Source organism: Duganella violaceipulchra, from assembly GCF_019166075.1.
GTDB classification, from domain to species: domain Bacteria; phylum Pseudomonadota; class Gammaproteobacteria; order Burkholderiales; family Burkholderiaceae_D; genus Rugamonas; species Rugamonas violaceipulchra.
Window position 1 is genome coordinate 307,537 of record NZ_JAHTGR010000003.1, and the last position, 23,626, is coordinate 331,162.

General features: G+C 64.6%; 22 protein-coding genes. 7 read left to right on the plus strand and 15 right to left on the minus strand.

All coding sequences use genetic code 11. From position 1 onward, the window contains the following. Positions 1-9: 9 nt before the first annotated feature. Positions 10-666 (minus strand): 16S rRNA (guanine(966)-N(2))-methyltransferase RsmD, encoded by a 657-nt coding sequence (gene rsmD, locus KVP70_RS07335; RefSeq protein ID WP_217941480.1) that lies wholly within the window; start codon positions 664-666, stop codon positions 10-12. A gap of 53 nt (positions 667-719) precedes the next feature. Continuing rightward, positions 720-1,601 (minus strand): DUF6279 family lipoprotein, encoded by an 882-nt coding sequence (locus KVP70_RS07340; RefSeq protein WP_217941481.1) that lies wholly within the window; start codon positions 1,599-1,601, stop codon positions 720-722. Positions 1,602-1,641: 40 nt separating this feature from the next. Here KVP70_RS07340 and glmU point away from each other — a divergent pair, with 40 nt between their 5' ends. Further along, positions 1,642-3,006, plus strand: a complete 1,365-nt coding sequence (glmU, locus tag KVP70_RS07345; RefSeq protein ID WP_217941482.1) for a bifunctional UDP-N-acetylglucosamine diphosphorylase/glucosamine-1-phosphate N-acetyltransferase GlmU — start codon at positions 1,642-1,644, stop codon at positions 3,004-3,006. A 367-nt stretch (positions 3,007-3,373) separates the two neighbouring features. Here glmU and KVP70_RS07350 read toward each other — a convergent pair whose 3' ends face one another. Then, positions 3,374-3,826, minus strand: coding sequence for an Lrp/AsnC family transcriptional regulator (locus KVP70_RS07350; protein ID WP_217941483.1), 453 nt, complete (start codon positions 3,824-3,826; stop codon positions 3,374-3,376). A gap of 139 nt (positions 3,827-3,965) precedes the next feature. On the opposite strand from KVP70_RS07350, the gene glmS reads away from it, so the two are divergent. Beyond that, positions 3,966-5,795: a glutamine--fructose-6-phosphate transaminase (isomerizing) gene (gene glmS / locus KVP70_RS07355; RefSeq protein WP_217941484.1), complete on the plus strand. Its 1,830-nt coding sequence runs from the start codon at positions 3,966-3,968 to the stop codon at positions 5,793-5,795. A 90-nt stretch (positions 5,796-5,885) separates the two neighbouring features. Here glmS and KVP70_RS07360 read toward each other — a convergent pair whose 3' ends face one another. Then, entirely contained in the window at positions 5,886-7,145 is a 1,260-nt protein-coding gene (locus KVP70_RS07360) for a hypothetical protein (RefSeq protein WP_217941485.1), read from the minus strand. 154 nt (positions 7,146-7,299) lie between these two features. Next, positions 7,300-7,806 carry a hypothetical protein gene (locus KVP70_RS07365; protein WP_217941486.1) on the minus strand — a complete coding sequence of 169 codons (507 nt, stop codon included), beginning with the start codon at positions 7,804-7,806 and terminating at the stop codon, positions 7,300-7,302. 116 nt (positions 7,807-7,922) lie between these two features. Here KVP70_RS07365 and KVP70_RS07370 point away from each other — a divergent pair, with 116 nt between their 5' ends. Together KVP70_RS07370 and KVP70_RS07375 are read left to right on the plus strand one after the other, a co-directional pair. Then, on the plus strand, positions 7,923-8,312 hold the full coding sequence (locus tag KVP70_RS07370; protein WP_217941487.1) for a DUF4440 domain-containing protein: 390 nt from the start codon (positions 7,923-7,925) through the stop codon (positions 8,310-8,312). Between the two features lie 64 nt (positions 8,313-8,376). Continuing rightward, complete coding sequence (locus KVP70_RS07375) at positions 8,377-9,024, plus strand: TMEM175 family protein (RefSeq protein WP_217941488.1); 648 nt, start codon at positions 8,377-8,379, stop codon at positions 9,022-9,024. 7 nt (positions 9,025-9,031) lie between these two features. On the opposite strand, the gene KVP70_RS07380 is transcribed toward KVP70_RS07375, so the two are convergent. From KVP70_RS07380 to KVP70_RS07395, 4 genes are all read right to left on the minus strand, one after another. Next, positions 9,032-9,712 (minus strand): Fe2+-dependent dioxygenase, encoded by a 681-nt coding sequence (locus KVP70_RS07380; protein ID WP_217941489.1) that lies wholly within the window; start codon positions 9,710-9,712, stop codon positions 9,032-9,034. A gap of 71 nt (positions 9,713-9,783) precedes the next feature. Next, the gene (locus tag KVP70_RS07385) at positions 9,784-12,159 is read right to left on the minus strand and encodes a catecholate siderophore receptor Fiu (RefSeq protein ID WP_217941490.1); all 2,376 of its coding nucleotides are present in this window, start codon (positions 12,157-12,159) and stop codon (positions 9,784-9,786) included. Between the two features lie 215 nt (positions 12,160-12,374). After that, positions 12,375-15,986 (minus strand): response regulator, encoded by a 3,612-nt coding sequence (locus KVP70_RS07390; protein WP_416053850.1) that lies wholly within the window; start codon positions 15,984-15,986, stop codon positions 12,375-12,377. Between the two features lie 34 nt (positions 15,987-16,020). Then, complete coding sequence (locus tag KVP70_RS07395; RefSeq protein ID WP_217941491.1) at positions 16,021-16,767, minus strand: alpha/beta fold hydrolase; 747 nt, start codon at positions 16,765-16,767, stop codon at positions 16,021-16,023. A 189-nt stretch (positions 16,768-16,956) separates the two neighbouring features. On the opposite strand from KVP70_RS07395, the gene KVP70_RS07400 reads away from it, so the two are divergent. Genes KVP70_RS07400 through fnr form a run of 3 tightly spaced genes read left to right on the plus strand, consistent with a single transcriptional unit; the run spans position 16,957 to position 18,501 of the window. Next, positions 16,957-17,181, plus strand: coding sequence for a YgaP family membrane protein (locus KVP70_RS07400; RefSeq protein WP_217941492.1), 225 nt, complete (start codon positions 16,957-16,959; stop codon positions 17,179-17,181). Next, positions 17,178-17,696, plus strand: a complete 519-nt coding sequence (locus KVP70_RS07405; protein WP_217941493.1) for an RNA polymerase sigma factor — start codon at positions 17,178-17,180, stop codon at positions 17,694-17,696. Before KVP70_RS07400 ends, KVP70_RS07405 begins: the two co-directional genes overlap by 4 nt. Positions 17,697-17,742: 46 nt before the next feature. Continuing rightward, positions 17,743-18,501 (plus strand): fumarate/nitrate reduction transcriptional regulator Fnr, encoded by a 759-nt coding sequence (fnr, locus tag KVP70_RS07410; protein ID WP_217941494.1) that lies wholly within the window; start codon positions 17,743-17,745, stop codon positions 18,499-18,501. On the opposite strand, the gene KVP70_RS07415 is transcribed toward fnr, so the two are convergent. The 6 genes from KVP70_RS07415 to ccoN are packed head-to-tail and all read right to left on the minus strand — an operon-like array spanning position 18,498 to position 23,592. After that, entirely contained in the window at positions 18,498-19,031 is a 534-nt protein-coding gene (locus KVP70_RS07415) for a FixH family protein (RefSeq protein ID WP_217941495.1), read from the minus strand. The genes fnr and KVP70_RS07415 overlap by 4 nt on opposite strands. 10 nt (positions 19,032-19,041) lie before the next feature. Then, positions 19,042-20,427, minus strand: a complete 1,386-nt coding sequence (gene ccoG / locus KVP70_RS07420) for a cytochrome c oxidase accessory protein CcoG (protein WP_217941496.1) — start codon at positions 20,425-20,427, stop codon at positions 19,042-19,044. After that, positions 20,424-21,377, minus strand: coding sequence for a cytochrome-c oxidase, cbb3-type subunit III (ccoP, locus tag KVP70_RS07425; protein ID WP_217941497.1), 954 nt, complete (start codon positions 21,375-21,377; stop codon positions 20,424-20,426). The genes ccoG and ccoP overlap by 4 nt, the downstream gene beginning before the upstream one ends. Continuing rightward, a complete protein-coding gene (locus tag KVP70_RS07430; protein WP_217941498.1) occupies positions 21,370-21,534 on the minus strand; it encodes a cbb3-type cytochrome oxidase subunit 3 in 165 nt (54 codons plus the stop codon). Before KVP70_RS07430 ends, ccoP begins: the two co-directional genes overlap by 8 nt. A 1-nt stretch (position 21,535) precedes the next feature. Then, entirely contained in the window at positions 21,536-22,150 is a 615-nt protein-coding gene (gene ccoO, locus KVP70_RS07435) for a cytochrome-c oxidase, cbb3-type subunit II (protein ID WP_217941499.1), read from the minus strand. 14 nt (positions 22,151-22,164) lie between these two features. Further along, positions 22,165-23,592 (minus strand): cytochrome-c oxidase, cbb3-type subunit I, encoded by a 1,428-nt coding sequence (gene ccoN, locus KVP70_RS07440; protein WP_217941500.1) that lies wholly within the window; start codon positions 23,590-23,592, stop codon positions 22,165-22,167. Positions 23,593-23,626: the final 34 nt, after the last annotated feature.

Consider the following 23,626-nt stretch of genomic DNA (forward strand, 5'->3'; position numbering starts at 1 on the left):
GCGGGCCGTTCAAGCTGCCGTTTGCTTGTGCTTTAACAAATGAAAGAACACCATTCCGGCTTTGTCAGCCCGCAGCACTTCCCATGGCGCCATCCAATCCGGCGTGTCGCCCTCTTCGAACTCCAGCGCCATGCCGGATTCGGCGTAGATCAGGCCGCCCTCTTTCAAGATGCGCGTGCACAGCGGCAGGCAGCGTTCAAGGAACTCCTGCTGGTAGGGCGGATCGAGGAAGATCAGGTCGTACTTCTGGCCGCGCATGGCGGCCGACTGGGCCACGGCCAGCGCGTCGGCGCGCATGATCTGCACGTTTTCGGCTTTGAGCTTGGCCTTGATGTCCTCCAGCTGGCGCACCACCGGCACCACGGTGTCGATCATCGTCACCGATTGCGCGCCGCGGCTGGCCGCTTCGAAACCCAGCGCGCCGCTGCCGGCGAACAAGTCCAGCACCTGAGCGTCGGCCCAATCGCCGTCGCGCTGGTGATTGATCCAGTTAAAGACGGTCTCGCGCACGCGGTCCGGCGTCGGCCGCAGGCCGGAGGCGCTCAGCACCGGCAGCGGCGTGCGCTTCCAGGCGCCGCCGATGATGCGCACCTGGTTGCTGTGCTGGGGACCGTGGACCGGCACTTTGGCTGGTTTCGCGGGCTTGTTGGCGAGCTTTTTTGGCATGTGGCTGTGTTCTAAGTCATTGATTCAACAGGAGCCACTATACCATATGGGCCTTAGCGGGGTTCCGCAGCCAGGTTGTTGAAGTCGTCGATCCAGCCTTGCATGCGCTTCTGCGCGTGGGCTTTCTGGGTCGGCGTGGCGATCTTGATGACGGTTAAGACCAGCTGCGCCGTGGAAGCTTCATAAGCGTCGAAGAATTGCTTGCGCTCGGAGTGTTCGAGGCGGTCGAAGGAATCCTTGATCAGCGTGTGGATCAAGGCCATCGTCGCCTCCTTGTTCAGCTTTTCGCGCTGCACCTTTTGCACCAGCGTCAGGATGTTTTTCTGCCGGCGCATGCGCTCGTCCAGCCAGATGTCGTTGTCCAGCGGGCGGGCGTCGGAAGCCTTGCGGATCTGCGCTTCCTGCTCGGCGCTGAAGTTACCGAACCATAGCTCGAATTGCTCCATCGATTTTTTATAGCGGAACTTCAGTTGCGCATCGGTGTCGCCCTTCATGTTCTTCTTGCGGAACTCGGCGTTATTGGCGGTGAACTTCTTATCCAGTGCGGCAATCTGTGCGGGTTGCAGCGAGCGCACCAGGTCCGCCAGTTCCGGCAGCGCTTTGAACAGCAGCAGCTGGGTGCGGCTCTTGACCTCGTCGTAGTCGTTGATCAGGTCGGCCGCCGTCGGGTTGCCGGCCAGTTGGCGCTGTCCCGTTTGCAGGATTTGCGCGTAGTCGTGCAACTGGGTCTTGCGATGCCAGTGGAACAGCTCGTCGATATCCTTCTTGACCCAGCCTTTTTGATCGGCGTTGAAGTCGACGTAAGCGTCCAGCCACCAGTACAGCAGCGTATCGCCGTGGTTGTAGACCAGGCGCAGCGAACTGCATCCGGCCAGCACCGCCATCACGACGATCAGGAAAAGGCGGCGCAGTGCGCGGTTGTGGATATCTGGCATGTTAAACTTTCGCTTTAATTAACTCTGTGATTTGGCACCTATGAACGTAGTTATCCTCGCAGCCGGCATGGGCAAACGCATGCAATCCGCGTTGCCGAAAGTGTTGCATCCGCTGGCGGGCAAGCCGCTGTTGTCGCACGTTCTGGATACGGCGCGCAGCTTGTCTGCCAGCCAATTATGCGTGATTTACGGACATGGGGGCGCTGCGGTGCTGGAGATGCTGGCCGCGCAGCCGGAAAAGGTCGCCACCGCGCTGCAAGAACCGCAGCTGGGCACCGGCCACGCCGTCATGCAGGCCTTGCCTGAACTGGACGACAGCGCCGCCACGCTGATCCTGTACGGCGACGTGCCGCTGACCACCTCCGCTTCGCTGCAAGCGCTGGTGGACGTGGCCGGCAACGACAAGCTGGGCATTTTGACCGTGGTGCAGGACGATCCGACCGGGCTTGGCCGCATTATTCGTGAAAATGGCGAAATTGTGCGCATCGTCGAGCAAAAGGATGCGAACGAATCCGAACGTGCCGTTAAAGAGATCAACAGCGGCATCCTGGTGGTGCCGACCGCGCGCCTGAAGCAATGGCTGGGCGCGCTGAAGAACAACAACGCCCAGGGCGAGTACTACCTGACCGACATCGTCGCCATGGCGGTGGCGGACGGCGTGCCTGTCGTTTCGGCCCAGCCGTCGGCGCAGTGGGAAGTGGCCGGCGTGAACAGCAAGGTGCAATTGGCCGAACTGGAACGTATCCACCAAGGCAATATCGCCCTGAAATTGCTGGAACAGGGCGTGACGCTGATGGACCCAGCCCGCATCGACGTGCGCGGCGAACTGATTTGCGGTCGCGACGTCACCATCGACGTCGGCTGCGTGTTTGAAGGCAAGGTCGAGCTGGCGGACGGCGTGCGCGTCGGACCGCACAGTGTGATCATCAACTCCCGCATCCTGGCCGGCGCCCACATCAAGCCGTTCTGCCATATCGAACAGGCGGTGGTGGGTGAAGTCTCCGTCATCGGCCCGTATGCGCGCCTGCGTCCCGGCACAGTGCTGGCGGAGGATGTGCACGTGGGTAACTTCGTCGAAATCAAGAACGGCCAGGTCGCCGCGCACAGCAAGGCCAACCACCTGGCCTACATCGGCGATGCGACGATCGGCTCGCGCGTCAACATCGGCGCCGGCACCATCACCTGCAACTACGACGGCGTCAACAAGTTCCGCACCGTGATCGAAGACGACGCCTTTATCGGCAGCGACAGCCAGCTGGTCGCTCCGGTGACCGTCGGCAAGGGCGCGACGCTGGGCGCGGGCACCACGCTGACCAAGGATGCGCCGGCCGGCAAGTTGACGATTTCCCGTGCGCGCCAGATCACCGTGGAAGGCTGGAGCCGTCCAGTCAAAAAGCCGAAGTAATCACGCTGAAGTCCACACCAAGCCGGGATACTTCCCGGCTTTTTTGTGGATAACAATGTGGAGAAGCCTGCGCATAAGCCCTGAAGAAGCGGCGTATAAGCCGGGGAAAACTGCGGGATAACTCGCCTTTCATCAAAAAAGTGACCCCTCGCCACGGCCTGCAGCCGTGATCCGCCTTGGGCTGTGGATAAGCCTGTGGGAAATCGTGTGAGTAATTCAGGATAACTTTTTACTGTGGATAAGCTTGGGTATAAGCCAGTGTAAAGCCCTGGGAAAAGCCATGGAAAACACGGGAAAACATTTCCCGCGTTTTGCCCGGTGTGGATAAACCTGTGCAAAAGCGCATGGACAAGGCGGGGATAACTGGCTAAACCGCGATCCGCGTCTCGAATTTGCTGCGGAAGGTGGAAAAGTAGGCTTTGACATTGCGCACATTGGTCTGCGTGGCGAACAGCCGGTGCGCCAGCGCGTGATAGGCCGGCATGTCAGTCACCTGGACGATCAGCACGAAATCCGGCCCTGGCGCCACCCGGTAGCACTGCAACACGGCCTGGTCGGCCGCCACGTGGGCCTCGAACTCGGCCATGCGCTCGGCGGCCTGCACATCCAGCGAGATTTCCACAATCGCCGTCAGGCTGGGCCCGACCTTCTCCGGCGCCACAATGGCCACCTGGCGCTGGATCACCCCGCTCTCGGTCAGATGCTTGACCCGGCGCAAACAAGTCGGCGCGGAAACGTGGACCGCCAGCGCCAGCTCGCTGTTTGTTTGCGACGAATCAACTTGCAATGCATTCAAAATGCGACGATCTACTTCATCCATAAAAATAATCCTCGAAAATGAAATAATATTTCACGTAATTGGCGTGATGAAAGAATATTCCAAAATATACAGGATTTAGAAAGCATATTTCAGAAGTACTGCTCTAGCATGGCTACACTTATCTTTAGCGAGGTTTTCTATGTGCGGCATCGTCGGCGCGGTAGCGCAACGCAACATCACCCCCATCCTGATCGAAGGCCTGAAGCGCCTGGAATACCGCGGCTACGACTCCTGCGGCGTGGCCCTGCACGTGGATGGCCAGTTGCAACGTTCGCGCAGCACCTCGCGCGTGGCCGACCTGGAAAAGCAGATCGCCGAAGTCGGCATGCAGGGTTTCACCGGCATCGCCCACACCCGCTGGGCCACGCACGGCGCGCCGGCCTCGCACAATGCCCACCCGCACTTCTCGCCGACCACCGAACAGGCGCGCATCGCGCTGGTTCACAACGGCATCATTGAAAACCACGACGAACTGCGCGCCGAACTGACCGCGCTCGGCTACGTCTTCCAGAGCCAGACCGACACCGAAGTGATCGCCCACCTGGTCGACCATATGTATAACGGCGACCTGTTCGACACCGTCCAGCAAGCCGTCAAGCGCCTGACCGGCGCCTATGCGATCGCCGTGTTCTCGCGCGAAGAGCCGCACCGCGTGGTCGCCGCGCGCCAGGGCTCGCCGCTGATCGTCGGCCTGGGCCAGGGTGAGAACTTCGTCGCCTCGGACGCGATGGCGCTGGCCGGCACCACCGACCAGATCATCTACCTGGAAGAAGGCGACGTGGTCGACCTGCAACTGGCCCGCACCTGGATCGTCGACGTCGACGGCAAGCCGGTCACGCGCGAAGTCAAGACCGTGCAGGCGCACACCGGCGCGGCCGAGCTGGGCCCATACCGCCACTACATGCAGAAGGAAATCTTCGAGCAGCCGCGCGTCATCGGCGACACGCTCGAAGGCGTCACCGGCATCATGCCGGAACTGTTCGGCGACGGCGCCTACAACGTCTTCAAGCAGATCGACCGCGTGCTGATCCTGGCCTGCGGCACCAGCTACTACTCCGGCCTGACCGCCAAGTACTGGATCGAATCGGTGGCCAAGATCCCGGTCAACGTCGAGATCGCCAGCGAATACCGCTACCGCGACAGCGTGCCGCATCCGAACACCTTGGTGGTGACGATCTCGCAAAGCGGCGAAACCGCCGACACGCTGGCCGCGCTCAAGCACGCGCGCAGCCTGGGCATGGAACACACGCTGACGATCTGCAACGTCTCCACCAGCGCCATGGTGCGCGAATGCAAACTGGCCTACATCACCCGCGCCGGCGTGGAAGTGGGCGTGGCCTCGACCAAGGCCTTCACCACGCAGTTGGCCGCGCTGTTCCTGCTGACGCTCTCGCTGGCGCAGGTCAACGGCCGCCTGAGCGACGAGGAAGAAGAGCAGCACCTGAAGGCCATGCGCCACCTGCCGGTGGCGATCTCCGCCGTGCTGGCGCTGGAGCCGCAGATCATCGCCTGGTCGGAAGACTTCGCCCGCAAGGAAAACGCGCTGTTCCTGGGGCGCGGCATGCACTACCCGATCGCGCTGGAAGGCGCGTTGAAGCTGAAAGAGATTTCCTACATCCACGCCGAAGCGTATCCGGCGGGCGAACTGAAGCACGGCCCGCTGGCGCTGGTGACGGAGGAAATGCCGGTCGTGACCATCGCCCCGAACGATGCGCTGATCGAAAAGCTGAAGTCCAACATGCAGGAAGTGCGCGCGCGCGGCGGCCAGCTGTACGTGTTTGCCGACGTCGATTCGCGCATCACCTCGGGCGAAGGCGTGCATGTGATCCGTCTGCCGGAACACTATGGTTTGCTGTCGCCGATCCTGCACGTGGTGTCGCTGCAGCTGCTGGCCTACCACTCGGCGCTGGCACGTGGCACCGATGTGGACAAGCCGCGTAACCTGGCGAAGTCGGTTACGGTTGAATAGTTCAACGGCGGTCAAGTAGGCTTCGCCTCGGCCAACAAAGACGTAGCGAAAACGCCGACCCATAGAGGTCGGCGTTTTTTTAAGGCGCCGCTATTGTGGCCGTTGGTAGCCGCTGCCGGCAAGCAGGCGCTCGAAGTCCTTGATGTTGAGAATGTCGACGATGGCCTGTTTCTTGTCCCTGGCGTTCTGGTAGTAGGCCTGGCAGATGCGGAAGCCCATGAAGTAGCCCAGGTCGGCCGGACGTCCGCTCGCCTCGTTGGCGCCGCCGTAAAGCCATTTGCTCATGTCGCTGCCCCGCATGGCGGCGAAGAATTCCTGCTTCAGTTCCGCCTCGTGCGCGTAGCCGTAGACGTAGAGTTTTTCGTTGAAGTTGCCTTGCACGACCAGCGAGGCCACGAAGTCGGCGCCGCCTTCCTTGATGGCGTGGCCCAGCAGATTTTGTGGCGACATCTTTTGCTGGAAGTGCATCAGCTCGTGGGTAACAAGCGACGGCATCAGCGCAAAGGAATTGATGCCGTTCTTGTGCCACGGCGTCAGTTCGTCGGTCGGCACGCCCGGCGCCATGGTGAACATTTCGGTGCCGATCAGCAAACCATCCTGCGAGGCGGTGCCACCGGAATTCATGGCGCCGATCAGAAAGTACACATCGGGAAAGGTCGCCTTGTCGTACATGCCCTTGAACTTGCGCATCGCCGCGCGCACCGCAGGTTCCGACTGGTTCACCTGCAGCGTCAGCGGACGGATCGCCGCGTAGTATTTGGGCCGCTTGCTGATGGTGGCGTACAGGTTGGCGCCGCTGACGATACGGCGCGCGACAAAGCCCTGCAGTCCGACACTGCCGGCGTCCAGGTACTGCTGGTCGAGCAGCTGCGCCGGCGCGCCGGACGCCGGCAGTTGTTCGTAGACTTTCCAGAAGCGGTCGATGTCGCTGGTGATGAATTTGAATTGCGCGGGGTCCGCGTGTGCGGCCTGGTAGGCGTCTTCGTTGGCGACGGCGCGCTTGACGATGGCCGGCCAGCGCGGGTTGCCGCGCAAGGGCTCAAGCTCGGGTTCCTCGTTGAGCACGTCGGCCAGGCGCATGCCTTCGGCGACGCCGTTTTCCAGTGCGGCCAGCGCCTCCGCGTGGTGGCCGGCCTTGAGGTTAGCTTCGGCCAGGAAGTACATCAGCGTGGCGTCGCGATAGCCGCCCTCGCGCGCGGCGCGGTAAGCGCTGATTGCCGCCGCGTAGTCCTTCTTCTCCAGCGCGGTGCCGGCGGCGTTGGCCAGCTGGCGCGGCGATTGCTGCGCCTGCGCTGCGCACATGGCGGCGGACAGGCACAGGGTCGCGCTCAGTAAAGTGCTCAGTTTCATCAGGTGTCTCCTTGGATTTGGAGACGCCATGATAATTGGTTAAACCATAAGATCGAGGCCGCGACGACGCACTGCAATTTGGCGGGAATAGAATGCGGAAAAGCCGACACGAGCGTTTTTTTCTCCCGTGTCGCTTCCGGTAGGCGACCGGGCGCTACTGGCCGCCGCAGGCCACGGACGAACCGTCGGGCGAGGCCTGGCAGAACGGCGCCGCGCCGCCGCAGGCGACCTGGTGGCCGTCGGCCGAGTGCTCGCAGAACGGCGCCTTGCCGCCGCAGGCGACGTTCTGGCCGTTCGCCGACTTCTCGCAAAACGGCGCGGCGCCGCCGCAGGCCACCTTGCCGCCATCCTTCGATTTGGCGCAGAACGCCGCCGCGCCGCCGCAGGCGACTTGCTTGCCGTCGGCCGAGGTCTCGCAGAAACCGGCCTTGCCGCCGCAGGCGACCGCGCTGCCGTCGGACGACTTCTGGCAGAACACGGCGGCGTTGCCGCAGGCCACAGACTTGCCGTCCGGCGAGCTCTGGCAAAACGGCGGGCCGCCGCCGTTGGCGCCGGTGCTGGACGGCGCCGGGCCGGACTGCGGCACGATGGCCACGCAGCCGGCGCACAGCAAGGTGGCAATCAGGGTCAAGCTGGAGCGTACTGCCTGCAAAATGCGCATTGTTTTCCTCAGAGTGGTTATTGATCTTTTGCTACGATAACCGAGCTGAAGGCTGGCGTCCATGCTAACCTTTGCGGAGTGACGATGCTGTCCCCACTTGCCAGAGAGGAATGACCATGCAGACCCCGGAATCCGACACCCGCGCCGCCGAGGCGGCCCTGACGGACTGGCACCGCGCGCTGGAACTGCATGACTGGGGCGCGGTCGACGCCGGGCTGACGGCGCAATTCCTCATGATCGAGCAGGACCGCATCCTGGACAAGGCCGCCGTCATGGCGCTGCTGATGTCGAGCGCCGCGCTGGGCCGGCAACGGGCCGGCCTGCACGGATTCCGCACCCAGGCGCAGGGCGACGTCGCCTGGACCACGGTCAGCAACGATGCCGTCTGGATCGCCAGCGACGGCGTGGAAACCCCCTACGGTTTTCTGGAAACGGCGGTCTTCAAGCGCGACGGCGACGCCTGGCGCATCGACCGCTACCACGCGACCCGCCTGGCCAAGCGCTGAAAAGTTGCAATTTCCGCATATCGCGGCAAGAATGGCTGCTGTTCAATTAACAACAGGATCTCCGATGACAGACCTGAGCCATGACGGCCAGCCGCAGCTGAGCAAACACCGTATCGAAGCCCTGGTGGACGGCATCTTCGCCGTCGCCATGACCTTGCTGGTGATCGATCTGCGCCTGCCCGAACATGCCCACGTGGCCACCGAAGCGGCGCTGCAGGGCGCGCTGGTGGGGCTGATCCCCAACCTGATCTCATGGCTGATCAGCTTTTTCGTGCTGGCGATATTCTGGATCGCCAACCACCGCCTGTACAGCTACGTGCGGCATGCCGACCAGGGCCTGCTGTGGTTGACCATCCTCAGCCTGTCCGGCGCCTCGCTGCTGCCGTTCGCCTCGGCGGTCAACGGCCAGATCGCGTCGACCACCGGACAGATGGTGTATTCCGGCGTGATGATCTGGATGAGCGTGTCCACCTTGCTGGTGGCGCGCCACATCCACCGCCATCTCGGCCTGTGCGTGCATCCGATGAGCATCGGCGCCTACCGCGCGACGATGGTGCGCAGCTTCGGCGTGATGCTGATCGCGACGCTGGCGCTGCTGATCGGCTACGTCGCGCCGGGCAAGGCCAACTTCGTGTTTGTGCTGATGTCCACGCTGCGTCCGCTGGGCGCGCGCATCGAGCGGCGCTACGCGCGCGCCGCCGCCACCGCTTGAGCCCGGCCTAGACCTCGCTCCACTGCCGCAGCAGGTTGTGGTAGTGCCCGGTCAAGCCGACCAGTTCCGGGCAGTCGCCCAGGCGCGCGCGCAGGCTCTGGATGTTCTGGTCCAGCTCCAGCAGCAAAGTGCGGCGCATATCGTCGCGCACCATGCTCTGGGTCCAGAAAAAGGAACAGACCCGCGCCCCGCGCGTGACCGGCACGACCCGGTGTATGCTGGTCGACGGATAGACGATCAAGTCGCCGGCCGGCAGCTTGACTTCATGCTCGCCATACGCGTCGGTGACGATCAGCTCGCCGCCGTCGTAGTCCTCTGGATCGCTGAGGAACAAGGTCGACGACACGTCGGTGCGCAGCCATTGCCCGGTGGCCGCCACGCGGCGCAGCGCGCCGTCGACATGGGCGCCGTAGTGCTCGCCGCCGGCGTAGCTGTTGAACAGCGGCGGACAGGTGCGCAGCGGCAGCGCCGCCGCAAAGAACAGCGGACTGGCCGCCAGCGCCGCCAGCACCTCCGCGCCCAGTTCCTGCGCCAGCGCCGAGCCCTCGGCCAGCTGGCGGTTCTGCTTGACCTGCGCGCCCTGGGCGCCGACCGTGCCGCGGCCGTCGACCCAGTCGGTCTGGTCCAGCCGGCGCCGCATGGCGGCCACTTGTTCGCGGCTCAGTACGCCGGGGATATGCAGCATCATCAACACTCTCCTTGAATAAAAAAAAAGCCCCGCCGGTGAGGACGGGGCCAGCATGGCAGCAAGGCTGCGGCTTAGAACTTGAAGTTGGCGGTCAGGCTGGCCGAGCGCGGCGCGCCCGGGGTGTAGCGGTAGCCCGACTTGTTGATCGCCTGCACGTACTGCTTGTCGGCCAGGTTGTAGACGTTCAGGCGCAGGTCGACGTGCTTGTTGATCGGGTACGAAGCCATGGCGTCGACCACCCAGTACGCATCGGCAAAGGCCGGGGTGCCGACCGCGCCGTCGGTGCCGCGCATCAGCTTGTCGCTGAAGCGGGCGCCACCGCCGATTTGCAGGCCCATCGGCAGCGTGTACGAGGTCCACAGCGTGAACGCCTGTTTCGGCGTGTAGCTCAGCAGGTTGTCGCCGGCGGCGGTCACCACCTTGCCGGACACCACCTTGGTCGACATGCGGGTGTAGCCCGCGCTGATCAGCCAGTTGCGCATCAGTTCGCCGGTCACGCCCAGCTCGATGCCCTGCACGCGCTTCTTGCCGGTCTGGAAGAAGTTGGCCGCGTTGTTCGGGTCGACCTCGATCTCGTTGCGCACGTCGGTGCGGTAGGCCGCGGCCGACAGCGACAGTTTCTGCTTGAGCAGATCCCACTTGGTGCCGAGCTCGTAGTTGGTGGTGATCTGCGGATCGTAGTTCGGGTTGGCCGAGCTGTTGGCGGCCGAGCTGAGCGTGAAGTTGGTGCCGCCCGGCGGCGCTTTCGATGTCGCCACCAGCGCGTAGACGCTGCTGTCGGCGGTCGGCTTGTACAGCGCCGACAGTTTGCCGTTGAGCAGGTTGTCCGAGGCCGTCAGCGAGTTCGCCAGCAGCGTGCCGACCGGGATGGTTTGCGGCGTGGTCACCGCCTGCACGGTCACGCCGTTGTAGGTCGTGTTGTAGTGGTCCAGGCGCACGCCGGCGTTGAAGATCCACTTGTCGCCCAGCTTGGCGGTGTCGAACAGGTACACGCTTTCGGTGTTGGTGCTGCCGTCGCCGCGGGCGCCGTTGCGCACCAGGCTGACCTGGGCCGGCGTCACCGGCTGGCTGGAATCCGGATGGTAGATGGAAACCAGCGGCAGGCCGGTCGCGCCCGGCGCGTTGACGTTGGTGTAGTTGGTCTGCTTCTCGTTGATCAGCTCGACACCTGCGACGACCGTGTGCTTGAGCGCGCCGCCATCGAAGTCGGCGGTGACGGTGGTCTGGTTGGTGATGATTTCGTTCAGCTGGTCTTTGTAGTTCAGGTTGGTGCGCGCCATCATCCAGCTGTCCGGGTTCGAACCGGCGACGACGTTGCGCAGGTTGGCGCCGGTCGACATGAACGAGGTCAGCAGGTAGTCCTGCTTGGTGCGGCCATAGCGGGTGGTGCTTTGCAGCTTGGCGCCGCCGGCGAAGTCATGTTCGATGCGGGCGGTGAACATGTCGGCCTTGACCTTGTCGAAGTCCAGCACCGAGCCGTAGAAGTTCTTCGGATCGACCGCTTTGGCGCCGGCCATGAAGTCGAAGCTCGGGCCCAGCACCGGCGGCGTGGTGCCGGAGGCCGGCTTGAGGACGACCGGCGCCGGCGGGGTCCAGCCCGGCAGGCCGATGGTCAGCACGCCGCCGTCGGGGATGTTGTTCTGGTCGACGTGCAGGTAGTTCAGGTAGACGCGGGTCGGGCCGTTCAGGCCGAAGGCCACCGACGGCGCGATCGCCCAGCGCTTGTTCTTGACGACGTCGCGCGCCGGATTGCCGCTGTCCTGGTCGAGCAGGTTCAGGCGGAAGGCGGTGCCGGTGTCGGCGTTGATCACCTTGTTCAGGTCGGCGGTGGCGCGCTTCTGGCTGCCGCTACCGACCGTAAGCGAACCCATGTAGGCGTCTTCCAGCAGGGGCTTCTTGCTGACCAGGTTGATGGCGCCGGTCGGCGAGCTGCGGCCGTTGTCGGTGCCGGCCGGGCCCTTGAGCACGTCGATCTGTTCGATGTTGAAGGTGTCGCGCGAGATCGAGCCGACGTCGCGCACGCCGTCCACGTAGATGCTGCCGGAGGCGTCGAAGCCGCGCATGTAGATGCCGTCGCCGGTGGTGGTGCTGCCGTTCTCGCCCAGGAAGAAGGCGCCCACGCCCGGGGTGTTGCGCAGCGCTTCGGTCAGCGTGACGGCGCCCTGCTGTTCGATCAGCTCCTTCTTGATGACCGTCAGCGACTGGGCGGTGTCGACCAGCTTCTCGGTGTACTTGGCGGACGAGGCCTTCTCGGCCTTGAAGTCGTTGATGACGTCGCCACGCACTTTGACTTCCTGCAAGGTCTGGTTGCTGCCGGCCACGATCACCGGGTCGGTGCCGGCGTCGGCCGCGTGGGCCGCCACCGGCAGCAGCATCACGGCCAATGCCGCGCCCATCTGTTGATTGAAGCGCGATTGCGCGTGTTTGCGACTCTTAATCATTTGCATCTTTCTTCCGAGAATGTAGGCGGCTGGCTGCGCGGGACTACTGCGTTCTTGCGTCTGGCTGCCGGATCATGGCGATTTCATGCGGAGGATTGTAACAATGAAGCGAGTAAATGTAAATGCGAATTGTTATCAATAGCGTTTCGTTATACGAAAAGCGGCGGCGCCCCGGCGGTGAGCCGGGGACGCACAATGTGACGGATGGGAAGCGGCGGGGGCTAGGATTGTTCGGCGTCCAGCCAGGCGCGGGCGTGCGCCAGCGTCTGTTCCAGTTCGGCGCGCACGGTTTGATAGCGCTGCTCGAGTTCGTTGTCGCGCTGCTCGTTGATGGCGTTTTCCGCCTCGACGGTGGCCTGGATCAGGCGCTTGGCACCCAGCACGCCGACCGCGCCGCGCAGGCTGTGGAACAGGCGGGCGGCGTCGCGCAGCCGTCCTTCCTGCAGCGCCAGGCCGGCCAGGTCGGCCGGTTCCATGCCGGTGTCGACGGCGCCGCGCACCATCTTGAGCATCACCGCGCGGCCCTTGGCGTCCTTGCCCATCACCCGCATCAGGCTGTCCATATTGAAGACGGCGGCTTCGCCGGCCGGCATGACGGCGGCCGGGACCGGTGTCGGCGGCGCCTGGACCGGCACTGCTTCGGGCGGCGTCGACGGGGCCGGCGCCGGCGCGGCGGCGGCCATGGCGGCCAGCAGCTCGTCGGTGGCCGGCATTGCCGCCGCCGCCTGGCCTGGCAGGTGGCGCTGTAGCACCGCCAGCATTTCGTCGACCTCGATCGGCTTGGGGATGAAATCGGTGATGCCGGCCTCCTCGCTGCGGTGGCGCTCGGAGCCCAGCACGCCGGCCGTCATGGCGATGATGGGCAGGGTCAGGCCCAGCTGCTGGCGCAGGATGCGGGTGGCGGTAAAACCGTCCATCACCGGCATCTGCATGTCCATCAGCACCAGGTCGTAGCGGCTGGCGCCGGTGCGCAGCAGGTCGACCGCCTGGCTGCCGTCGCCCACCACGTCCAGCGTCGCGCCCGCGTGCTCGAGGATGCCGCGCGCTACAACTTGATTTAGCGCATTATCTTCCACCAGCAGGAAGTGGTGGCCGGCCAGGCTGCCGGCGATGCCGGCCTCGGCCACCGCCTGCGGCAGGCCGTCGCTCGTGGCCGCCAGCGCCTGGTGCAGCGCGTCGAACAGGTTGGAGCTGGTGATCGGCTTGACCAGCACCACGTCGGCCTCCGGGGCGTTGGAGATTTCCTCCGCATGGTCGCGGGCGAAGGCGTTGACCATCACCACGATCGGCTGCTTGCCGCCGCCGGCCGCCTCGCGGATGCCCTTGGCCGTGGCCAGCCCGTCCATGCCGGGCATGTGCCAGTCGGCCAGCACCACGTCGTAGGTCTGGTGGTCCTGCTGGCTCTGGCGGTAGCGGCGCAGCGCGGCCGCGCCGGAGTCGACCTCGTCGGCATGCCAGCCCCAGGCACGGATCAGCTTGGCGATCACCTCGCGGCTGGTGCGGTTGTCGTCGGCCACCAGCAGGCGCAGATTGCCCAGCGCCGGCTTGCGGCGCTCGTCCGGCAGCTCGGGCAGCACCTCGAACGGCAGGCTGAACCAGAACCGGGTGCCCTGGCCCGGCTCGCTGTGGACGGCGATCTGCCCGCCCATCAGCTCGATCAGCCGCTTGGTGATGGCCAGCCCCAGGCCGGTGCCGCCGAAGCGCCGGGTGATGCTCTGGTCGCCCTGCGAGAAGGCCTGGAACAGCTGCGCCAGCTGGGATTCGGTCATGCCCATGCCGGTGTCGCGCACCTCGAAGCGCAGCAGCGCGTGGTCGGCGTCGCGCGCGCTGAGCTCGATGCTGACCACCACCTCGCCCTGCTCGGTGAACTTGATCGCGTTGCCGGCCAGGTTGACCAGGATTTGCTGCAGCCGCATGGCGTCGCCGCGCAGCTGGCGCGGCACCGCCGGGGCGACGCTGATCGCCAGCTCCAGCTCCTTGTCGCTGGCGTTCATGGTCATCAGGGTGGCCAGCGAATTCATAGTGTCGTCCAGCGTGAAGGCCACCGGCGACAACTCCATGTGGTTGGCCTCGATCTTGGAAAAATCCAGCACGTCGTTGAGGATGCCCAGCAGCGACTGGCCCGACACCCGCACCATGCTCAGGTATTTGCGCTGCTGCGGCGTCAACGGCGTGTTGCCGAGCAGGTAGGCCATGCCCAGCACCGCGTTCATCGGCGTGCGGATCTCGTGGCTCATATTGGCCACGAACTCGCTCTTGGCGCGGTTGGCGGCCTCGGCGCGGTCGCGTTCGCGCTCCAGCTCGACGGCGCGCGCCTCCACCTCCAGCCGCAGCCGGTGGCGCTCGGTGATGTCGGAAATCACCGCCAGCACCTTGGTGCCCTGGTCGGTGCGCACCGCGCTCAGGTTGACTTCGATCGGGAATTCGCTGCCATCGCGGCGCCGGCCGTACAGCACCTTGCCGTCGCCCATGCGCACCGGTTCGGCGCTGAGGCGGTCGGCGAAGAACTTGACGCGGTGGCCCGCATGCTGGCCGCGCAGGCGTTCCGGCAGCAGCATCTCCAGCGGCTGGCCCAGCACCGCCGCGCGCGCGTAGCCGAAGCAGCGCTCGCCCTCGCGGTTGAAGGTTTCGATGCGCCCGTCGACGCCGACCACCACCATGGCGTTGGGGGCGAACTCCACCAGGCTTTGCAGGCGGGCGTCGGCCGCCAGCCGTTCATGCATCAGGTCGTTGAAGGCGCTGGTCAGCTGGCCGACCTCGTCCTGCGCATGGGTGGGCAGCGGCGTGAAGCGGCCGGGGTTGTCGCGCAAGGCGACGATGGCGTCGCGCAGCTTGACCAGCGGCGCCAGCAGGCGCAAGGTGATCCAGCCGATCACGGCGGCCGCGGCCAGCGAGGCCAGGCCGCTCCACAGCAGCAGCCGGTACAGCACGCCGTTGAACGGTTCGAACGCCTCTTCGGCCGGCAGCGAGGCCGCCAGCACCCAGTCCACCGACTTCAGCGCCTTGTAGCTGTTGAGGGTGCGCTGGCCGGCGCCATTGATGCTGTCGACCGTGCCTTCGAAGTCCTGCTCCAGCGCGCGCGTGGTGGCGGCGTTGGCGTGCGCCTGGCGCGGCTGCAGCATGCGGCTCAGGTCGGGGTGCAGCACGTACACCGGCGTCGCCGTGCGGGTCAGCGCGAAGTAGTAGCCGGTGCGGCCGACCTTGGCGTTGCGCAGATGGCCCAGCAGATTGTCCTTGTACAGCCGCAGCACGCCCACCAGCACGCACACCACCTCGCCGCGCGCGTCCAGCACCGGCGCCACCATCTGCACGATGGGCTGCTTGCCGGCGCGGCCGATCAGCGGTTCGGTGATCATCGGCTTGCGGGTGCGCATCACCGTCTTGAAGTAGTCGCGGTCGGCCGCTTCGATGCCGACCCGGCCCGGCACTTGCGGCAGGTCGGCGACGATCGTGCCCTGCGGGCTGAGCACCAGCAGGTCGTCGAACAGCGCCAGCACCGCGCGGTCCTGGTAATAGGCGCGCAGCTGGTCGGTGGAGCGGGCGATGGCGGGCGGCTGGTTGCGCGCCGAGACGGTGATGATATCGAGCAGCATCAGCAGCTTGTCGTCCAGCTCTTCGGCGGTGCGGTTGATCAGCGCCGTCTGTTGCGTGAACAGCACCTTGGTGAAGTCGTCCTGCATGCGGTGGGTCTGCACCACGGTCACCAGCGCGATCATCAGGACCGAGGTGATGCTGGTGGCCAGCGCAACTTTAGTCTTGATGCCGGGTGACTTCATGTCGTCCTTGGAGGCGAGGTCGGGCGGAGTATCGGAGAAATGCCAAACAGACAGCAAATTCTCCTATCAAAGCCCGGCCTTGGCAACAGGATTAACGCTGAGCAGCGGCAATGATCACTTCCGCCACCCTGGCCGGCTGCGACAGCATCGGCACGTGGCTGGTTTTCAGCGTGACGGTGGTGGCGTTGAGCTTCCTGGCGAAGGCCTGTTGCAGCGCCGGCGCGATCATGCGGTCGTTGGCGGCGGCGATGTAGTAGCTGGGCTTGGTTTTCCACGCCGCCACGGTGGTGACGTCGGCGAAGGCCTTGGCGTTGATCGGGCCCTGGGTGGCGGCGATCAGCGCGGCGCTGGCCGGGGACACGTCCTGCGCGAAGTTCTTGCTGACCGAGTCGGCCGGCAGCCACAGGTAGCCGGCGGCGTCGGCCTGCAGGCTGGCGATGCCCGGCGGCACGGCGTAGTCCTTGCCCAGGTTGGCCGAGGCCTCGCCCTCGGACGGCGCGAACGCGGCCACATACACCAGGGCTGTGATCTTGTCGCTGGTGCCGGCCTGGGTGATGACGGTGCCGCCCCACGAGTGGCCCACCAGCACCACTTTGCCGGTCTGCGCATCGACCACGCGCTGGGTCGCGGCGACGTCGTCGGCCAGCGAGGTCAGCGGGTTTTGCACAGCCACGACCTTCAGGCCCTTGGCCTGCAGCAACGGGATGACCTTTTCCCAGCTGGAACCATCGGCGAAGGCGCCGTGGACCAGGACGACGGTGGTGTCGGTGGCCGGGGTGGCGGCGTGGGCGCCCAGTGTGGAGGCCAGCAGTGCGGTAGCGATCAGAGTGCGTTTCATGATGTGGTCCTTGTGGTTAAGTAGTTGGCTATCAAGTAGTGCGCTACTTGATGTGATGAACTATAGCGCGCAACTAAATCGTACGCAAGATAAATATTTTAAATAATTTGTGATAATTCCGAATCCAAACGGCCGCCGCCCGCCTCTTAGCTGCCGAGGGACTTCCTCTGCGACGAATAGGAGTGCACTATGTTTTATGTCAAAAACGTACCGAACTGGGAGCGCGCGCTGCGCGTGGTGGCCGGCGTGATCGCGGCCTGGGCCGGCATCGCCCTGCTGGGTGGCCTGTGGGGACTGGCGCTGGCGGCATCGGCGGCGGGCATCGTCGCCTCCGGCCTGTTCGGCTTTTGCCCGATGTGTGCGCTGGTCAGCCGCCGCCTCGACAAGGCGGCCAAACAATCCGGAGGGCTATGAGCCTGGCAGTACAACACTTGGCGGTGCTGGACGCCGCCCATCGCGGCGATCCGGCGGCGCTGGCGCAGCTGCTGCGGCTGTGCCAGCCCGACATCCGCCGCTACGCCCAGCGCAACTGCCTGGTCGGCGACGTCGACGACGCCGTGCAGGAAGCCTTGCTGGTGCTGTCGCGGCGGCTGTCGTCGGTGCGCATGCTGGCGGCGTTTTCCGGCTGGCTGTTCCAGGTGGTCAGGCGCGAGTGCCACCGCCTAGGGCGCGCCGCGCTGGGCCACGATCCGTGGGACGACGAGCGCGCCGAGCAATGGCTGGCCAGCCAGGACACGGCCGGCCTGCGGCTGGAACTGGTCAACGCGCTGGAGTCGCTGCCGGCCGACTATCTGCAGGTGGTGCTGTTGCGCGATTTCGCCGAAATGTCGATCGCCGAGATCGCCGCCGACATCGGCCAGAGCAGCGCCGCCGTCAAGAGCCGGCTGCACCGGGCGCGCGGCATGGCGCGCGAATACTTGATCGGTTAGCTGCGGCATCGGCCAATAATGACGACCAAAGGTCTACAATGAGGTCATGATACGAGAACTTCCTTCGCTGGTCCTGCCCAGCGCCAGCATCGAGAACCTCAAGGCCAGTTGCGCGACGTGCAGCATGCACCAGTTGTGCTTGCCGATGGGGCTGGACAACAACGATATGAACCGGCTGGACCAGATCATCGGCCGCCGCCGCAAGGTGGCGCGCGGCGCGCCGCTGTTCCGCATCGGCGACGCCTTCCAGAGCCTGTTTGCGATACGCCTCGGCCATTTCAAGACCTACCAGGTCAACCGCGACGGCGTCGAGCAGATCACCGGCTTCCAGATGGCCGGCGAATTGCTGGGCATGGACGCCATCAGCGCCGACCTGCACCATTGCAGCGCGCTGGCGCTGGAAGACAGCGAAGTGTGCGAGATTCCCTTCGACAGCCTGCAGCAGTTGCTGGCCGATATGCCAACCTTGCTGCGCCACTTCCACCGCATGATGAGCCAGGAGATCACGCGCGAGCAAAGCGTGATGCTGTTGTTGGGGAATATGCAGGCGACCCAGCGCTTCGCCGCCTTCCTGGTCAACCTGTCGTCGCGCTACGAGACGCGCGGCTATTCGCCGCACACCTTCCAGCTGCGCATGTCGCGCGAGGAGATCGGCAATTATCTGGGCCTGACGATCGAGAGCATCAGCCGCCTGCTGTCCAAGTTCAAGAAGGAAGGCTTGCTGCGCGTGAGCAACCGCGAGATCGAGCTGCTGCAACCGGCGACGCTGAAGGCCATCACCGCCGGCACCCAGACCTGCGCCTAATTTTCGGCCGGTTGAGGCAAATCCGCCTGCAGCGTGACCTGGCGTTGCGCCGGCCAGGTCCACGTGCCGGCCAGGCGCCAGTCGCGCTGCTCGCCTTCGATCAGCACCACCCAGCGGCTGCGCTCGAGCATCGGCAGGTTGATCTGGAACGCGCCGAACTCATCCGGCTGCACCACCAGCTGGATATCCTTTTCCGGCAGCGTCGCGTGCGACAGGTGCACGAACAGCCGCTCGGTCTGGCCCTGGTCGCTGGCGGTGCGGCGCAGCTGGCCGTTCAGCGTGCCCTGCGTGGCGTCATAGCCTATCACCGCCGACAGGCCCAGGGATGAAGCCAGGCGGTCGCGCCGCAAGTCCTGGTTGATGGCCTTGCCCTGCTTGTAGTAGTCGCCCACCACCAGCGCGTCCTGGCGCGAGTAGGCCAGCCAGCCGGTGTAGGTGCCGGCCACCACCACCACGGCCGGGCCTAGCATTAGCAGCCACGGCCAGCGCTGCTTCCACCACGGCGTTTGCGTCATCATCGATACGTTCATCTGATCCCCCTCAGCGCGGCACGAAAAACACCGCATGTTCCTCTACATGCAGCGACGGCTGGTCGACTGCGGTCAGTTCAATCTCGATCTTGTTCGACCCCGGATTGCCGGCGCCGTGCGCGCTGCGCAGGCGGATCGGATAGGCCTTGGTCTCGGTGCCTTCCAGCCGCACCAGGTCCGGCGTCACCTGCGTCAATGTGGGCATGCCGCTGACGCGGATGCGGTAGGTATGGGCCTGCTCGGTGGTGTTCATGATCTGCAAGCGGTAGACGTTTTCGATCATGCCCTCTTCCACCTCGCGTCCCATGGCGCCGCGGTCGCGGATCACGTCCAGCTTGAGCGGCGTGCGCAGCCACAGCGCCGTGCCGACCGCGACCACGATCAGCGCCAGGATGCCGGCGTAGATCTTCACCCGCGGACGCAGCGTGCGCTGGCGGATCTCGGTCGGCGTGTAATGCATCAGCATCGCGCGCTCGGTGCTGTAGCGGATCAGGCCGCGCGGCTCGCCGATCTTGTCCATCACGCCGTTGCAGGCGTCGACGCAGGCGGCGCAGCCGATGCACTCGTACTGCAAGCCCTTGCGGATGTCGATGCCGGTCGGGCAGACCTGCACGCACAGGCTGCAGTCGATGCAGGAACCGCCCTTGGCTTCCTCGCGTTTCGACAGCGGCGCGCGCGGTTCGCCGCGCTCGGTGTCGTAGGTGATGATCAGCGTGTCGCGGTCGAACATCGAGCTCTGGAAGCGGGCATACGGACACATGTATTTGCACACCTGCTCGCGCAGCCAGCCGGCGTTGCCGTAGGTGGCCAGGCTGTAGAACAGTACCCAGAACCATTCCCATGGGCCAAAGCTCAGGGTCAGCACCTCGTTGCCGAGGAATTTGATCGGCGTGAAATAGCCCACAAAGGTAAAGCCGGTCCACAAGGCCACGGCGCCCCAGGCCAGGTGCTTGGCGCCCTTTTTTGCGAACTTGGCGGCCGAGGGCGGCTGCCGGTCCAGCGCGATGCGGGCGCTGCGCTTGCCTTCGATCCGGCGTTCTATCCACAGGAAGATTTCGGTATACACCGTTTGCGGACAGGCGAAGCCGCACCACACCCGCCCGGCCACCGCGGTGGCCAGGAACAGCAGGTAGGCGCAGATGATCAGCAGCGCCGCCAGATAGATGAAGTCCTGCGGCCACAAGACCAGGCCGAAGATGTAGAACTTGCGGCTCACCAGGTCGAACAGCAGGGCCTGGCGGCCGTTCCACTGCATCCACGGGGTGCAGTAGAAGGCCAGCTGCGTCAGCCAGACACACAGCCAGCGCAGCCGGGCGTAGCGGCCCGAGGTTTCACGCGGATAGATTTCCTCGCGCGCCGCATACATCTTGATCACTTGTGGTGCAGGCTCGTTCATTTTGCTGCCGTGGCGGTTTCTGTCTCCGCCGCGACCGGTGTGGTGGCAACCTGGTTGACGTCGTTCGACAAGCTCCACACATAGGCTGCCAGCACGTGCACCTTGGCGTCGCCGAGGAAGTCGGCGAACGCCGGCATGGTGGTGCTGCGGCCCTTGCGGATGGTTTCCATGATGGTCTCGGCGCTGCCGCCGAACAGCCAGATCTTGTCGCTCAGGTTGGGCGCGCCGATGGCCTGATTGCCGATGCCGCCGGCGCTGTGGCAAGCCATGCAGGCGCCGAACTTGTCCTTGCCGAACACCGCCTTGATCGGGTCGTTGGTCGAGCCCGACAGGCTCAGCACGTAATGGGCGACGTTCTCCACTTCCTTGTCCGAGCCCAGCGCGGCGCCCATGGCCGGCATCACGCCGGTGCGGCCGTGCAGGATGGTTTCCTTGATGGTCTCGGGGGCGCCGCCGAACAGCCAGTCCTTGTCGGTCAGGTTGGGGAAGCCCTTGTTGCCGCGCGCATCGGAACCGTGGCATTGCGCGCAGTAGGTCAGGAACAGGCGTTCGCCGATGGCGTGCGCCTTGGGATCGGCCGCCACCGCCTTCAGGTCCTGCTTCTGGTATTGCGCGAACAGCGGACCGTAGTCGGCGTCGGCCTGTTTCAGCTCGGCCTGGTACTGGCCCGAGGATTTCCAGCCCAGCTTGCCGGCGTAGCTGCCCAGGCCCGGATACAGCACCAGGTAGACCAGCGCGAACACGATGGTGATGTAGAACAGCCACATCCACCAGCGCGGCATCGGCGTGTTCAGCTCGCTCAAGTTCTCGTCCCAGACGTGGCCGGTGGTTTCGCCGGCCTTGCCCTTGATCTTCGATTGCGAATACAGCAGGATGGCGCAGCCGGCGATGCCGAGCAGGGTCAGCACCACGATGTACATGTCCCAGAAGCCGTTGGTGAAATCAGCCATGACGGTTCTCCTCGTCGTCGAACGGCAGCCGGGCCGCCTCGGCGAAATCGGCTTCCTTGTTGCTGATGAAAGCCCACCACAGGATGCCGGCGAAAGTGATGAAGGAAATCACCGTCATCACGCTGCTGGCGCGGTCAAACAGGTTCTCGATAGCCATGCTAGTTCCTCGTCTTGATTAATGTGCCCAGGCCTTGCAGGTAGGCGATCAGGGCGTCTTCTTCGGTCTTGTCCTTCAGCTCGGCCGGGGCGGCGGCGATCTCGGCGTCGGTGTAGGGATCGCCCAGGCGCTTCAGGGCCTTCATCTTCGGCACGATGCCTTCCGGCGCCAGCGCGGTCTGCGCCAGCCACGGATAGTTCGGCATATTCGATTCCGGCACCACGTCGCGCGGATTGGCCAGGTGGGTGCGGTGCCATTCATCGCTGTAGCGGCCGCCCACGCGCGCCAGGTCGGGCCCGGTGCGCTTGGAGCCCCACTGGAACGGCCGGTCGTAGACGAACTCGCCGGCGACCGAGTAGTGGCCGTAGCGTTCGGTCTCGGCGCGGAACGGCCGTATCATCTGCGAGTGGCAGTTGTAGCAGCCTTCGCGCACATAGATGTCGCGGCCGGCCAGGCGCAGCGGCGAGTACGGCTTCAGGCCGGCGATGGGCTCGGTGGTGGACTTCTGGAAGAACAGCGGCACGATCTCGACGGCGCCGCCGACGCTGACCACCAGCGTCACCAGCGCGATCAGCAGCCAGGGGTTTCTCTCGATCCAGTCATGTGAAAATTTCATGCTTTGCTCCGATATCAGGCGTGGCCGGCGGCAAGCGCGGGAATGCGCGCCACGGCGGTCTCGCGGTTACGCAAGGTCATCCAGGTGTTGTAGCCCATCACGCACATCCCGCTCAGGTACAGCAGGCCGCCGAAGAAGCGCACCACGTAGTACGGATAGGTGGCTTTGACGCCCTCGACGAAGGTGTAGGTCAGGGTGCCGTCGGCATTGACCGCGCGCCACATCAGGCCCTGCATCACGCCGGCGATCCACATCGCGGCGATGTACAGCACGATGCCGATGGTGGCCACCCAGAAGTGCAGGTCGATCAGCTTGGTGCTATACATTTTTTGCTGGCCGGCCAGGCGCGGCAGCAGGTAGTAGATCGAACCCATGGTGATGAAGCCGACCCAGCCCAGTGCGCCGCCGTGGACGTGGGCGATGCCCCAGTCGGTGTAGTGCGACAGCGCGTTGACGGTCTTGATCGACATCATCGGGCCTTCGAAGGTGGCCATGCCGTAGAACGACAGCGAGACGATCATGAACTTCAGGATAGGGTCGGTGCGCAGCTTGTGCCAGGCGCCCGACAGGGTCATGATGCCGTTGATCATGCCGCCCCAGCTTGGCGCCAGCAGGATCAGCGAGAACACCATGCCGATCGATTGCGTCCAGTCCGGCAACGCGGTGTAGTGCAGGTGGTGCGGGCCGGCCCACATATAGGTGAAGATCAGCGCCCAGAAGTGCACGATCGACAAACGATACGAGTACACCGGACGCTCGGCCTGCTTCGGTATGAAGTAGTAGACCATGCCCAGGTAGCCGGCGGTCAGGATGAAGCCGACCGCGTTGTGGCCGTACCACCACTGTATCATCGCGTCCTGCACGCCCGAGTAGGCGGAGTAGGATTTGAACAAGGTGGCCGGCATGCTGGCGGCGTTGACCACGTGCAGGATGGTCACGGCGATGATGTAGCCGGCGAAGAACCAGTTGGCGACGTAGACGTGCTTGACCTTACGCGTCAGCAGCGTGCCGAAGAACACCACCGCGTAGGACACCCACACCACCGCGATCAGCAGCGAGATCGGCCATTCCAGCTCGGCGTATTCCTTGCCGCGCGTCAGGCCCAGCGGCAAGGTGACGACGGCGCTGAGGATCACCGCCTGCCAGCCCCAGAAGGTGAAGGCGGCCAGCTTGTCCGAGAACAGCCGCACCTGGCAGGTGCGCTGGACCACGTAGTAAGAGGTAGCGAAAAGTCCGCTGATGCCGAACGCAAAGATGACGGCATTGGTGTGTAAAGGCCGCAGGCGGCCGTAGGTCAACCATGGAATGTCCAGGTTCAGCGCCGGCCATGCCAGCTGGGCGGCGATAATGACGCCTACCAGCATGCCGACGATACCCCAGACCACGGTGGCGATCGCGAATTGCTTCACAATCTTGTAGTTGTAGTTCTGTGCAAGGTCCACTTGAAGTTCTCCCAAGAACGCTTTGATGATGTGT